Annotated in this window: 14 protein-coding genes; 8 read left to right on the top strand and 6 right to left on the bottom strand. The window is 62.0% G+C overall.

Features of this window, described 5'->3' with window-relative positions; translation table 11 throughout:
- Positions 1 to 119: 119 nt before the first annotated feature.
- Together NKI38_RS21875 and NKI38_RS21870 are read right to left on the bottom strand one after the other, a co-directional pair.
- Positions 120 to 1,283 (bottom strand): alpha/beta hydrolase, encoded by a 1,164-nt coding sequence (locus NKI38_RS21875; protein ID WP_352660525.1) that lies wholly within the window; start codon positions 1,281 to 1,283, stop codon positions 120 to 122.
- A 145-nt stretch (positions 1,284 to 1,428) separates the two neighbouring features.
- On the bottom strand, positions 1,429 to 2,502 hold the full coding sequence (locus NKI38_RS21870; RefSeq protein ID WP_352660522.1) for an alpha/beta hydrolase: 1,074 nt from the start codon (positions 2,500 to 2,502) through the stop codon (positions 1,429 to 1,431).
- A 454-nt stretch (positions 2,503 to 2,956) separates the two neighbouring features.
- On the opposite strand from NKI38_RS21870, the gene ilvA reads away from it, so the two are divergent.
- The gene (ilvA, locus tag NKI38_RS21865) at positions 2,957 to 4,213 is read left to right on the top strand and encodes a threonine ammonia-lyase IlvA (protein ID WP_352660519.1); all 1,257 of its coding nucleotides are present in this window, start codon (positions 2,957 to 2,959) and stop codon (positions 4,211 to 4,213) included.
- The gene (locus NKI38_RS21860) at positions 4,210 to 4,770 is read left to right on the top strand and encodes a DUF1697 domain-containing protein (RefSeq protein ID WP_352660516.1); all 561 of its coding nucleotides are present in this window, start codon (positions 4,210 to 4,212) and stop codon (positions 4,768 to 4,770) included. Before ilvA ends, NKI38_RS21860 begins: the two co-directional genes overlap by 4 nt.
- Positions 4,771 to 4,850: 80 nt before the next feature.
- Here the strand turns inward: NKI38_RS21860 and NKI38_RS21855 are convergent, their stop codons facing one another.
- Together NKI38_RS21855 and gloA are read right to left on the bottom strand one after the other, a co-directional pair.
- Complete coding sequence (locus tag NKI38_RS21855) at positions 4,851 to 5,144, bottom strand: DUF2218 domain-containing protein (protein WP_352633561.1); 294 nt, start codon at positions 5,142 to 5,144, stop codon at positions 4,851 to 4,853.
- Between the two features lie 131 nt (positions 5,145 to 5,275).
- Positions 5,276 to 5,716, bottom strand: coding sequence for a lactoylglutathione lyase (gloA, locus tag NKI38_RS21850; RefSeq protein ID WP_352633560.1), 441 nt, complete (start codon positions 5,714 to 5,716; stop codon positions 5,276 to 5,278).
- 218 nt (positions 5,717 to 5,934) lie between these two features.
- On the opposite strand from gloA, the gene NKI38_RS21845 reads away from it, so the two are divergent.
- The 3 genes from NKI38_RS21845 to NKI38_RS21835 all read left to right on the top strand — a co-directional run bounded on the left by NKI38_RS21845 (position 5,935) and on the right by NKI38_RS21835 (position 8,053).
- The gene (locus NKI38_RS21845) at positions 5,935 to 6,531 is read left to right on the top strand and encodes a cold-shock protein (protein ID WP_502899350.1); all 597 of its coding nucleotides are present in this window, start codon (positions 5,935 to 5,937) and stop codon (positions 6,529 to 6,531) included.
- Between the two features lie 170 nt (positions 6,532 to 6,701).
- Complete coding sequence (locus NKI38_RS21840) at positions 6,702 to 7,265, top strand: DUF192 domain-containing protein (protein ID WP_352660510.1); 564 nt, start codon at positions 6,702 to 6,704, stop codon at positions 7,263 to 7,265.
- 20 nt (positions 7,266 to 7,285) lie between these two features.
- A complete protein-coding gene (locus tag NKI38_RS21835; protein WP_352660507.1) occupies positions 7,286 to 8,053 on the top strand; it encodes an alpha/beta fold hydrolase in 768 nt (255 codons plus the stop codon).
- A gap of 33 nt (positions 8,054 to 8,086) precedes the next feature.
- Here the strand turns inward: NKI38_RS21835 and NKI38_RS21830 are convergent, their stop codons facing one another.
- Positions 8,087 to 8,689, bottom strand: coding sequence for an HD domain-containing protein (locus NKI38_RS21830; RefSeq protein ID WP_352660504.1), 603 nt, complete (start codon positions 8,687 to 8,689; stop codon positions 8,087 to 8,089).
- 147 nt (positions 8,690 to 8,836) lie between these two features.
- On the opposite strand from NKI38_RS21830, the gene cysE reads away from it, so the two are divergent.
- Together cysE and NKI38_RS21820 are read left to right on the top strand one after the other, a co-directional pair.
- Positions 8,837 to 9,685 carry a serine O-acetyltransferase gene (gene cysE / locus NKI38_RS21825; protein WP_127415464.1) on the top strand — a complete coding sequence of 283 codons (849 nt, stop codon included), beginning with the start codon at positions 8,837 to 8,839 and terminating at the stop codon, positions 9,683 to 9,685.
- Positions 9,686 to 9,835: 150 nt separating this feature from the next.
- Positions 9,836 to 10,039, top strand: a complete 204-nt coding sequence (locus NKI38_RS21820) for a DUF3126 family protein (protein ID WP_013531334.1) — start codon at positions 9,836 to 9,838, stop codon at positions 10,037 to 10,039.
- A 64-nt stretch (positions 10,040 to 10,103) separates the two neighbouring features.
- Here NKI38_RS21820 and NKI38_RS21815 read toward each other — a convergent pair whose 3' ends face one another.
- Positions 10,104 to 10,829 (bottom strand): hypothetical protein, encoded by a 726-nt coding sequence (locus tag NKI38_RS21815; RefSeq protein ID WP_352660501.1) that lies wholly within the window; start codon positions 10,827 to 10,829, stop codon positions 10,104 to 10,106.
- 124 nt (positions 10,830 to 10,953) lie between these two features.
- On the opposite strand from NKI38_RS21815, the gene NKI38_RS21810 reads away from it, so the two are divergent.
- A complete protein-coding gene (locus NKI38_RS21810; protein WP_352660498.1) occupies positions 10,954 to 11,295 on the top strand; it encodes a DUF6949 family protein in 342 nt (113 codons plus the stop codon).
- Positions 11,296 to 11,312: the final 17 nt, after the last annotated feature.

Below are 11,312 nucleotides of genomic sequence, written 5' to 3'. Positions count from 1 at the left end.
CCGTCGGGGGCCGTCCACCCCAACACGTACTTAAAAGTACGCTCCGCTCCGGTTCTCGGAAACCACCATTTTCGGCTCGGCCTGACCTGAATCTCGACCAATCCTGGCTGGTGGCTCGCTCACCCGCCGGTGGCTATGGTCAGAACCTTGAACGGCGTGGTGATGACGATCTCGGCGACCGAGCCGACGGCTTTGCCGAGCCCTTGGCCGATATTGTTGAGCTGTGTCGGGCCGGGTTCGTCCGATGCGAGGCCCGCCGGTGCGCGCAGCCGGTCGCCGAGCAATTGCACCATGATCGGGTTGTCGGCGAATTTGGCATGGTTGAGGCGGTCGCCACCCTTTGCCTGGGTCAGGTCGACGACAGACACGCCATAGCTGGCAAGGTCGGCGGCGTTCCCGTAGTCGCCGACACGCGGCTTGTCGCCGGAGATCAGGGACGAAAGCTTGAGCGCGCGGTCGTCGCCGGAGAGCAGAATGGCGAACGGCTTGTCGGGTTTGCCGTAGCGGATCATCTGCTTCTTGAACACGTCGACATCGATATCCGGCGAGGCCAGGATAACATAGCCGAGCTTGCCGTCGAGATCGCGATCGCCAGTGATGGCGAGCTGGCGCAGCGCCTCCATGGTCACCCAGGTTCCCATCGAGTGGGCGATGATGTCGATGCTCTTGACCTTGGTCTTGGCCAGCATCCTGAGCGTCGCTTCAAGGTCGTCGCGCGCCGCGTTGGCGCTTTCCTTGTCGTAGATGTAACCGGTGGTCTTGCCGCTCGACGCCCACGAGAACAGCACCGGCGTGCCGGGATATTTCGTATCGTGCGCGATCTGCGTCAGCCGGTAGATGCCGTCATCGAAGCCGTTGTTGAAGCCGTGCACGAAAACCAGCGCACGATCGCCGCGCATGGCGATGTCGGCGCCGACCGCCCTGGCGAATTGCGGCGCGCCTTCGTAGAAGGTGACGTCCTTGGCGGTAAAATCCTTGGCCGGATTGCTGTTTGCGGATCCCTTGGCCCGTTCGATGGCGCCGACCTGATGGCTTTTGGGAACGGTGACGTCGACACGGGCAAAGCTGGTGGTCAGCGAACGATCGCCGTCATACACCTGCCGTGGATCCTTGGTTGCCTTCTGGCGGGTCGTGGCGACGAAGATCTCATGCGTGGCCGCGATATCGGAAGCGGGCGCCGAGACCGTCGTCCTGTTGAGCAGGTCATGCGCATTCCGGCCGGCGCAGCCGGTGACGGCGAGCGCGAATGCAACGACGAGGTAGCTCTTCGACCGCACGGTCACACGCTGGCTCCCGCAAAGGGGGACGTCAAACGCATGACGTCGCTGGCTATTCCGATAAAGCCAGAGGCCGGCGCGGTCCAGTTCAAAAAGAGTCCATGCGTTCGCAATGGTGAACAGGCACGGCGGCGAAACCGCGGCACCGCATCTATTGCCCAAGCAGGCCGATGCGGTCGGTCACGTCACGGTCGCTGGCAAAGCCATCGTCCTCGCGCAGCCGCTGGCCGATCATCTTCACCAGCGTTGGATTGTCGGCGAATTTCGTATGGTTGAAGCTGTCGCTTCCCTTGACCTTGGAGAGGTCGACGACGGTGACGCCGTAGGAGGCAAGATCGGCGGCATCCTTGTAGTCGCCGACGCGCGGCCGCGAACCGGCGATCAGGCCGGAGAGCCTCAGTGCCCGATCGTCGTCGGACAACAGCAGGATGAACGGCTTGTCGGGCTTGCCGTAGCGCCGCATCTGGCTCTTGAACACGTCGACGTCGATGTCGGGCGAGGCCAGCACCACGTCGCCAAGCTTGCCGCCGAGATCGCGGTCGCCGCTGATGGCCATCTGGCGCAGCGTTTCCATGGTCACCCAGGTTCCCATTGAATGGGCGACGATGTCGATGCGCCGGGCGCCCGACTGCTGCAGCATCCTGAGAGTCACTTCCAGCTGGTCGCGGGCAGCACTGGCGCTTTCCTTGTCGTAGACATAGTCAGTGGTCCTGGCGCCCGATGCCCAGGAAAACAGCACGGGCGTGCCGGGATAGCCGGAATCATGGACAATCTGGGTCAGGCGATAGACGGCGGCGTCGAAGCCGGTGTTGTAGCCATGCACGAAGACCATGACGCGGCCGCCACGCGCCGCGATGTCGGCGTTGAGGGCACTGGAGAATTTCGGCTGCGTGTCGTAGCCGACGACTTCGGAAGCCATGAAATATTTGGCCGGGTCGTCCGATTTGCCGCGCGAGCGCCGCTCGATCTGGCCGGTCTCGTGGATCCCCGGAACCGTGACGTTGACGCGGGCGTAGTTAAGCGTCGCCGAGCGTTCGCCGTCGAAAACCTTATTGGGATCGTCGGATTTCTTGCGCGTCGTGGCGATGAAGATGCTGTGGTTGCCGGCGATCTCCGTCACCGGGGCGGACACCATGGCGCTACCCAGCAGTTCCTGTGTTTGCGAGCCGGCGCAGCCGGTGACGAACAAGGCAAGGACAACGGTAAAGATCTTCTTCAAAGGCACGCTTGAAATTCCAACTCCGGCCGAAAGGCCTGTCTACCCCCGCGACACCTCCCGGACAGTGAGAGTGCGGCGGAACTAAGTCGTGTCCAGTCGAAATGTGATCAGCGCGCGGCTGCAGCCACCGCACTGTTGCGCGAAAGCCAAAATGGCGGGCGGAACGCCCGCGTGGTGCGCGCAATGAGCGGCATCACGGTCGGCGCGCCGATCCCGGTAAGGACAGGGATTCCAGGCCGATCGCTGCGGAAAGCGTGAACAAACGCCTTCAAGTGCTTGCAAGCGTTTCGTGAATTCCCGTTGCGGAAGGACAGGAATGGCGGGACGATGGCGTCGCGGGGCGGGATATGCAATAGGCGGGATCGAGCTGCATCATGTCACGGCGTTCAGCAACTGACGGCGTGCGCGCCAATCAATGATAGAGGTCCGCAGACGACATGCGGCGCGAGGTGGTTTTCCAATGAACAGTTTTTCTTCCCGCGTCGCTTCCGCTGCCGCCGCGATCCGTCAGATCTTCCCGGAAACGCCGCTGCAGGAAAACGACTATTTGTCGAAAAAGACCGGTGCGCGGGTGCTGCTCAAGCGCGAGGATCTGTCGCCCGTGCGTTCCTACAAGATCCGCGGCGCCTTCAACTTCTTCCGCAAGACGCTGGCGGCCGGCAACGAGGCCGAACTGTTCGTGTGCGCGTCCGCCGGCAACCATGCGCAGGGCTTTGCTTTCGTCTGCCGCCATTTCGGCAAGAAGGGCGTGGTGTTCATGCCGGTGACGACACCGCAGCAGAAGATCGACAAGACCAGGCTGTTCGGCGGTGATTTCGTCGAGATCCGGCTGGTCGGCGACTTTTTCGACGATTGCTATCGCGCTGCCTTCGAATTCACCGAAAGTTCCGGCGCCCACATGGTGCCGCCCTTCGACCACAAGGACATCATCGAGGGGCAGGCGACCGTTGCCTATGAGATCGCGGATCAGATGCCGGGCGCCCGCATGCCTGACATCATCATGCTGCCGGTTGGCGGTGGCGGGCTTGCCGCCGGTGTCACGCATTATTTCGCCGATCAGGGCCGGGAAGCACGCTTCGTCTTTTGCGAGCCGGCCGGCGCGCCAAGCCTGCGCGAGAGCCTCGCTGCGGGAAAACGGCTCAAACTCGCCAAGGTCGACAATTTCGTCGACGGCGCGGCGGTGGCCGAGATCGGCCGCGAGCCGTTGCGGCATCTCAAGGATTTTCCGGCCGACACTGTGCGGCTGATCCCGGAAAACCGGCTCTGCGCCACCATGATCGAGATGCTCAACGTCGAGGGCGTCGTGCTGGAGCCGGCCGGCGCGCTGGCGATCGATGCGCTGAAGGATTTCTCCAGGAAGGAGATCAGGGGCAAGACCATCGTTGCCCTGGTTTCGGGCGGTAATTTCGATTTCGAGCGGCTGCCCGACGTCAAGGAGCGGGCGCTGCGCTTCGAGGGCCTGAAGAAATACTTCATCATCCGCTTTCCGCAGCGGCCGGGCGCGCTGCGCGACTTTCTCGAAATGCTCGGTCCTGACGACGACATCGCCCGTTTCGAATATCTGAAGAAATCGGCGCGCAATTTCGGTTCGGTTCTGATCGGCATCGAAACCAAGGACCGCCGCAATTTCGACCTGCTCAAGGCGAATTTCGAGGCCGAAGGCGTCCAGTACCAGGACATTACCGACAACGAGACATTGGCCGGGTTTATCATATGAGCGATGCCGGAAAAATCTTCGTCGCGCTGTTTTCCGGCATCAATGTCGGCGGCAACCGCATCGTCAAGATGGCGGAGTTGCGGTCGTTCTTCGAGGACCTGGGCTTTTCCGATGTCGCCACCTATGTGCAGAGCGGAAATGCCGTGTTCCGGGCGAAAAAGGGCGACGCGGTCACGCTGACGAAACAGCTCGAAGCAGCCTTCGAGAAGAAATGGGGGTTTTATTCGCGCATCATGGTGCGCGATCTCTCATGGTTCGAGCGGCTGGTGAACGAAAATCCCTATCCGGACGTGGCTGCGGACCACACGAAGCTGCACGCCTATGTGCTGGAGCGCGAGCCGACCGCCGACGAGGTGGCGCGGCTGGCCGAAAAATGCACTGGGCCCGAGCGCTTCGAGATCAAGGGCGACGTGCTCTACCTCAGCGCGCCGGACGGACTGGGCAAATCGGTGTTTGCCGGGCTGATCCCGCGCACGCTGAAAGTGCCGGGCACCGCGCGCAACCGGCGCTCGGTGCGGGCGCTGATGGAGATGGCCGCTGAGGCCGGTGGGAAGTAAAGCATGATCCCGAAAAGTGGATGCCGGTTTTCCCGGACAAACGGAAACCGTTTTTCTAGAGGTCATGCTCAAATAAACACTTACGCTGCCGGCGCGGGTTTCCAGTCGAAGGTCAGTTCTTCGCGGAAAGCAAAGCGCTTGATGTGATCGGCGACGACGCTTTCCAGGCGCTCGAGCGAGCCGCCCTCGTCAGTCGTCACCGCGATATGAAGGGCGCCCGCGTCTGCGTCCAGAACTGTACGGCCCATTGAGAGATCGATGGTGCCATGGGCGGGATCGAACTCGACCGGAAATTTGTGCGCCCAGTGCTTGCACAATTGCTGCAGGTAGCGGCTGGCATGTTCGGTGGCAACATCGGCACGGCTGGTCGGCATGGGTGAATTCTCCTGGTAAGCGCCCGCCTTACCCGGTAGGCGCGATAGGCAGGTAGATAGGTGCCGTCGATCAAAACGGCAAAGGCGGCCGGCCTGTCAGCATGGCCGCCCCACACAAGATGGCGGGATCGCTACCAGGTACCGGTGTTCGGCATCGAGGCCCAGGGCTCGGCCTTGGGCTTCGCCGGTCCCTTCTGCAAAAGCTCGATCGAAATGCCGTCCGGCGACTTGACGAAAGCCATATTGCCGTCGCGCGGCGGCCGGTTGATGACGACGCCATTGTCCATCAAATGCTGGCAAGTGGCGTAGATGTCGTCGACCTCATAGGCGAGGTGGCCGAAATTGCGCCCGCCCTTGTAGTCTTCCGGATCCCAATTGTAGGTCAGTTCGATTAGCGGCGCCTTGTTGGCGATGCCGCTTTGCTCGTCTTCCGATGCGGCGAGGAAGATCAGCGTGAAGCGGCCTTGCTCGTTTTCGTAGCGGCGCACCTCCTTGAGGCCGAGCTTGTTGCAGTAGAAATCGAGCGAGGCATCGACGTCGGCGACGCGGACCATGGTATGGAGGTAGCGCATGTGATTTCCTCGATAAATTGCGTTGCGGTGCAACATAGGGTCGGCCCCGTCAAAGGGCAATCGTGCGGCAGTGCGCAATGCCGGCAAAGAACAAATCCGGTATTCCCGCAATGAACCGTGAAAAAAGGCACGTCAGGTCTTGCACACACGGGAAGCCGCGGTGTTAATCTGGTGTCAAGAATCAGTTGCGGTGTTCTTGAAAAAGAGGGGGCATTCTTATGGGGGAAAAGGCCTCTTTCATGGGGCGGGACGGACCCCTTGGCGACGCCTTGCAGCGTGACGAAGGCGGCGACACCGCCGACCTGCTCGAAATTGCCGGCGCCATCAAGTGGTTCGATGTGGCCAAGGGCTATGGTTTCATCCTCCCGGATGATGGCATTTCGGGCGACATCCTCCTCCATGTGACATGTCTTCGAAAGGATGGCTTTCAGACGGCCCTGGAGGGCGCGCGCGTAGTCTGCCTCGTCAAGCATGGCGACCGCGGATTGCAGGCCTTCCGGGTGCTCTCCATGGATCTCACCACCGCGGTTCACCCGGCCGAGATGCAGGAGCAGCGCACCCATATCGCGGTGACGCCGGAAAGCGGTCTCGAACGCGCTTTGGTGAAGTGGTTCAACCGCACCAAGGGTTTTGGTTTTCTTACCCGCGGCGAGGGCACCGAGGACATCTTCGTCCACATGGAGACCTTGCGCCGTTATGGCATCACCGAGCTTCGGCCTGGGCAGGTCGTTCTGGTTCGTTTCGGACGCGGCGACAAAGGCCTTATGGCCGCCGAAATTCACCCCGATATGGGAACCTTGCCGGTCTCGCACTAGAGCCTTGCCGGTCTCGCACTAGAGCCTGATCCATCCCGATAGCATCGGGATGGGGCTCTATTCCCTCCTTGTTTGACCATGATCTCTGGACAAACGGTTTCCGTTTGTCTGAAAACCGGTTCCACTTTTCGGGATCATGGTCTAGGACGATTTCCGGTCGAGGATTTTGAATGGCTCACAGGAATTGGCTGACGGCGGGCGTGATGTGCGCCGTGATTGCCGTCATCGTCGCCGCAGGCGTTTTCTTCTATTCCGACCGGCCGACCTCGGCGGACAGCCGGGCGATGATTCTCCCGGTCGATCCGGCACCACTGGTTGTGGTGACGAAAGGCGGCGATCGCTCTTTTTCCATCGAAATCGCCGACACCGATCCAGAGCGCGAAGCCGGTTTGATGTATCGCCAGGACATGCCGGACGACCACGGCATGCTGTTCGTGTTCGAGATGCCACAGCAGGTCAATTTCTGGATGCACAACACCCCGATGCCGCTCGATCTGGTCTTTGTCGGCCAGGACGGCAAGATCCGGGCGATCAAGCACGGCGAGCCGCAATCCGACGCCGTAGTTTCGCCCGGTGTCCCCGTGCGTTTCGTGCTCGAGCTCAAGGCGGGCACGGCCGCCAGGAACGGCATCGAGTACGGCGACCTGTTGCGCCACCCGGCCGTGGGCACGGTGTCCGGCCCCGGCATGCCGCCCGCCGACAATGGCGATGCGCCTAATGGCGGCGGCGGTTGAGTGGTCAGGCTGGTTCGCTCATGCAGCTTTTCACTCATGACGGGTTCGACCTTGCCTTCCTCGACCGCCAGCCGGCATCGGGCGAGGGCGATCCGGTGCTCATGATCCACGGCTTCGCTTCGAGCCATTATGTCAATTGGGTGTCGCCCGGCTGGTTCAAGACGCTGAACGATGCCGGTTACCGCGCCATCGCCTTTGACAATCGCGGCCATGGTTCGTCGTCGAAGAGCTATGAGGAGACCGATTACACGCCGGCCAAGATGGCTTCGGATGCCGCCGCCTTGCTCGGCCATCTCGGTATCGAGCGCGCCCATGTCATGGGCTATTCGATGGGCGCGCGCATCGCGGCATTCCTGGCGCTGTCGGATCCGGACAAGGTGGCAACGCTGGTCTTTGGCGGCCTCGGCATCGGCATGATCGACGGTGTCGGCGATTGGGATCCGATCGCCGCCGCCCTGCTTGCCGATGATCCAGCCGCGACAAGCCATCCGCGCGGCCGATCGTTTCGCGCCTTCGCCGACCAGACCCGCAGCGATCGCCGTGCATTGGCCGCCTGCATTGCCAAATCGCGCGAACTGCTGAGCGAGGAGGATATTGCCCGCATCGCCCAGCCGACGCTGGTTGCTGTCGGCACGACCGACGACATTGGCGGCTCGCCCGATGAACTCGCGGCGTTGATGCCGAACGCCAGGGCCTTTCACATCGAGGGCAGGGACCATATGCTGGCCGTCGGGGACAAGACCTTCAAGCAGCGCGTGCTGGAGTTCTATGCCGAAAATCCGCTCTGAGCGGGCGGCGAGGGAAGCGGGACGTGACTGCCCTCAGCCTGTGGTGAGAGCCGCCAACGACCGCGCCATGTTTTCCCGGGCCTGCCGTTCAAAGCGTTGCCGGAATTCCTCCGTGTGGAAAATGTGTGGGCGGGCGAGGAAATTCTTCAGCACCGCACTGCGCCCGGCCCGCCACATAGGCTCCTCCACCCAAGCGTACTCGCGCCGCACGGCGCGCTCATAGGCGTCGAAGACGTCCGGCGCGGCACCCAGGATCGACAGATCCATATCGAGGAAAAGGCTTGCGTCCCGTATGCTCGTCGCGTCGTCAAACGGCGGCACCTGGTGTGTGGCGGTGGCGACGATCATCGCCGAGATGCGGTTGAGGCGCGAACGATCTGTGCGGCCCGCCAGCTTCTTTTCGGCGAGGTGGGCACTTTGCGCCTCGTTGTCCTTGGCCTTGCTGTCATAGATGGCATCGTGGAACCAGATCGCCGCTTCGACGGCTTCGAGATCGCCGAGCGACCCTCGATACTCACCTGCCAGCGCCAACATCGCCTCGATATGGGCAAGGTTGTGGTAGTGGCGGCCTGGCGCCCGGTAGAGCGCTGAAAGTTCGCTCTTCAGAGCGTCGTCGATCAAGGGTTCGTTTTCCATGGCTGCTTGAATTCCCGCGAACCAAATCCATTTGACAATGCACTAAGGAAAATTGAGTTCAATCGTGCTATGATCTGGCTTATATGTGCGGCCGGACAGCAGGCAAGCACAACAGGCAAGCCCGGCAGGGCGCAGGACGAGACGGCGATGAACAGCATCAGCATTTCCCGACATAGCGCATTGAAGCCGGTTGATCCGATCTGGCGCTCGATCCGCGATGAGGCGATGGAGGCTGTCAATCGCGACCCGCTGCTCGCCGCATTCCTCTATTCGACCATCCTCAACCAGGACAGCCTGGAGGAAGCGGTGATCCATCGGCTGGCCGAGCGGCTGGCCCACCAGGACATCGGCTCCGATCTCATCCGCCAGACGTTCAAATCCATGTTGGCCGACGACAAGGACTGGCCGACGACCGTGCGCGTCGACATCCAGGCCTATTACGATCGCGATCCTGCCTGCGACCGCTTCATTATGCCAGTGCTCTATTTCAAGGGTTTTCACGCCATCCAGACCCATCGGCTGGCGCATTGGCTGTGGAACCAGGGCCGCAAGGATTTCGCCCTCTATCTGCAGAGCCGCTCGTCCTCGGTCTTCCAGACTGACATCAACCCGGCCGCGCGCATCGGCAAGGGCATCTTCATCGACCACGCCACCGGCCTTGTAGTCGGCGAGACGGCGGTCATCGAGGACGATGTGTCGATCTTGCATGGCGTAACACTGGGCGGTACCGGCAAGGCCGGCGGCGACCGTCATCCCAAGATCCGCTACGGCGTGCTGATCGGCGCCGGCGCCAAGATCCTCGGCAATATCGAAATCGGCCATTGCTCGAAGATCGCGGCAGGCTCGGTGGTGCTGTCGCCAGTGCCTCACAACAAGACGGTTGCCGGCGTGCCGGCCCGCGTCGTCGGCGAGACCGGCTGCGATCAGCCGTCGCGCCAGATGGACCAGCTTCTGCCGTCGCAGACGATGGATCAGGTCGTCAGTTTCGACATCTGATTTTCACGAGGCCGCCGCCTGCTGCCGGATTCCGGCCGCGGGCATGAGCGGCGGTTGTCTCGTCTTATCAGGCCGCTTGCCTTTACATCGCCATTGTCGACGTGCCAGAAGCGCGTTCGAACGAGCAAGCCCGATGATCGGAGAAGACTGTTGAAGCCGGACGAAATCAGAAAGCTGGACGCCTATTTCAAGCGCGTCTTCCAGAACCCCAAGCTCGAGGTCAAGGCACGGCCGCGCAAGGACGATTCGGCCGAGGTCTATGTCGGCGACGAATTCCTCGGCATCGTCTTCAAGGACGAGGACGACGGCGACTACAATTTCTCGATGGCGATCCTCGACATCGATCTGGCCTGAGCCAGCAAATCTTGGCGCCCGGCCGGCTCCATGCGGCCGGCCAGCCGGGGCCCTTGAGGCGTTCTTAACGTCCCGCCTTCAGAACGTGCCCGGCTTCAGTGGCGATTGCCGCGTCGAGCGCCTGCCAATCACCCAGAAACTCCCTTGGGAAGCGATAGGTGAGGCTGAGTTCGTCGCCGACGTGGATGTCGCGCTCGCAGGGTGCCAGCGATTCGTCGGCACTCGGTCCGCTCAGGCAACGGGCCACGAACGGGTCCTTGCCGGGGCGCTTGCCGACAACCAGCACCTCGTTCAAATAACCTGATTTCTCATTGAAACCGTATACCGTCGTGCCGCCGGGCCCCGCAATGCCGGGTTGGGTGATCAACGCGCTGTAGATCGGCGCGAAGCGGCCGCTCATGTCACGCGACATCATCTGCTGTTCGAAGGACAGGAAGATGATGTTCTTGGCTGTCCCCGTGTGGTTGAAGTCGTCGCGCGCGGCCTCGCTGTAGCCGTCCATCTGGGGATAGCGCAGATAGAGGTCGAGCCGCGAGGCGATGCCGTCGCGCCGGGCCTGGGCGAAGCGGATGGTGTTGGCCGGCACGGCGATGACGTTGTTGCCGATCACCACCTGGTGAACCGTTGCGTCGTCGGTGTATCCGGCCATGGCGATCGAATGGCCGAACCATTTGCCGCCAAGGCTGATCGCTGCCGACAGCAGAGCCAGCGCCGCGAACCCGTAGAGCACCCGCTTCATCAGCCTGGAATCGACCACGGTGAGTTCGTTGGCGAGCGCTGCCTGCTTCATCTCAGTCCTCGGATCCTGGGCCGCCGTCCGCCTCCGGTGTCCCTGGGCGGCACACATCGCACGGCATGGCTCTTGCAGCCTTCATGGAACGACTGTGCAATTTCATGGTAAATGGAAAGTTAAGATGGGATCGCTGCAACTCACACTCTTCGCTTTTGCCGTCGGACTGACGGCCTGCGGGTTGGCCGGATCGGCCATGGAACTCGTGTCGGGCCGCAAGGTCGCCTTCACGGAACCCTATGTGTCACCGTCCCATGTCTTGCGCTCGCTGCTCGCCACCGCTTGTGCCGGGCCCTTCATGCTGGTCAACGATGCCATCGATGCCCGGCGCGAGCGCCGCATTTCGATGATAGCGCTGATGTCCTGCGGCTGCACGGCGATCGCCTGGGTCCTGGCGCTGGGCGTGGTCGTGCTTGCCATTGCCTCATGGACAATCCGTCTCCTAGGGTCCGACTGGCCAGCCTGAGACGATTCGGAGACCAG

The sequence above is a fragment of the Mesorhizobium sp. M0621 genome, from assembly GCF_040320745.1.
Classification (GTDB): domain Bacteria; phylum Pseudomonadota; class Alphaproteobacteria; order Rhizobiales; family Rhizobiaceae; genus Mesorhizobium.
The sequence above is the reverse complement of the archived record's forward strand: the minus strand, read 5'-3'. Positions and strand labels throughout refer to the sequence as shown.